This window comes from Streptococcus sp. KR (genome assembly GCF_002238115.1).
GTDB lineage: Bacteria > Bacillota > Bacilli > Lactobacillales > Streptococcaceae > Streptococcus.
In genome coordinates, this window is record NZ_NGVM01000102.1 from 1 (window position 1) to 649 (window position 649).

Below are 649 nucleotides of genomic sequence, written 5' to 3' on the forward strand. Positions count from 1 at the left end.
CTGCAGAGCGTAAAGCAGATTCCAATGCCGATCTCGCTAGCTCAGAAGCTGCAATTGTTCTGACTTTCATCTCCCACAACTCCTCTTCTTTCTCCTTGATAAGTCCGTCCATCCACTCATTATCTTGAATGAGTTCATCTCTTCGTTTTTTCAATTGTTCTAAATTCATTTGTTTATCCTTTCCATCAAAAAAACAGTTCATTGTAGAACTGCCTGAATTAGTATCTGTTAAACAAACGTTGCCACCACGTTCGATTCTTTAATGATTTAGTCTCTTCTTGAGCCGCATCTCTTTCTTCACGTAAATGTCGCGACTGTTCTGTTAGCTGTTGACGTTCTGTTCGGAGCTGTGCCTTTTCTTGCTTCAGGAGTTCATTATCCTTTTCCAGCTTCTTGTAATATTCTTCCTTTTCGCAGTAGTAGCGTAAGCGGATTTCTGCTTGCTTGATTTCTTCTCGCAGTTGATTAACCCTAGCGTCTTTTTGACTGAAGCAAGCTTCCAACTGCTTAATCTCTGCCTCAAGTTCTTGGCACTGTTCTTCATACGTTTTCAATGTGTGGTACTTCCTTTCATTGTCATCTAAAAAGACAAATGCTTCTATGTGGTATTTATCAAAATTCCCATACAGTTTATAGTTTGTTTCCTGAT

The 649-nt window shown here is 39.4% G+C and carries 1 pseudogene; it reads right to left on the bottom strand.

Annotated features, from left to right (window positions below):
* Positions 1–218 precede the first annotated feature (218 nt).
* A pseudogene (locus tag CBI42_RS11090) lies at positions 219–649 on the bottom strand (hypothetical protein); the annotation flags it as partial.